General features: G+C 39.5%; 1 protein-coding gene. It reads left to right on the top strand.

Features of this window, described 5'->3' with window-relative positions; translation table 11 throughout:
- Positions 1 to 33: 33 nt before the first annotated feature.
- Positions 34 to 550 (top strand): LCP family protein (locus tag RTK36_RS00240; RefSeq protein WP_312043128.1); only part of this gene is annotated, 517 nt, incomplete at its 3' end.

The raw sequence follows: 550 nt of genomic DNA, 5'->3' as shown, positions 1-550 counted from the left end.
ATGTATTATGATATGCGGGATACTGGGGACCCCTTGATTGATTTAAAAAAGGGGGATCAGCACTTAGATGGAGATAAGGCTGAGCAGCTGGTGCGTTTTCGCCATTATAGTGATGGGGATGTAGACAGAATTAAAGTGCAACAAATATTCTTAAAAGCCTTGGCTGAAAAGGTTTTAAGTACAGAAACTATTCTGAAGAACCTGCCGGACTTGATTTCGGTTATGTATAAATACATTGAAACGGATATTTCTATGGCGGATGCATTAAAATATGTAAATTATGTTGACAAAATAAATATGAGTAACATTTCAATGGAAACTCTTCCTGGTGCTGGTCAGTATGTTGGTAAAATTTCTTATTTTATTTATGATGTAGAAGCAACAAGAGAGATGGTTGATCGCATATTTTATAGTGTAGCTGCAACGGATACCCAAGGAGCTGCCTCAGACAGCAAGGCTCTTTTGATAGAGGTTGCCAATGGTGGTGACATAAACGGTCTGGCTGCAACCTTTAGCAAAAAGCTGGAAGATGCAGGGTATCGGGTGGGAT

The sequence above is a fragment of the Anaerotignum sp. genome (assembly GCF_031981185.1).
In the GTDB taxonomy this organism is placed as follows: domain Bacteria; phylum Bacillota; class Clostridia; order Lachnospirales; family Anaerotignaceae; genus Chakrabartyella.
This window is presented reverse-complemented; position numbering and strand designations above follow the sequence as displayed.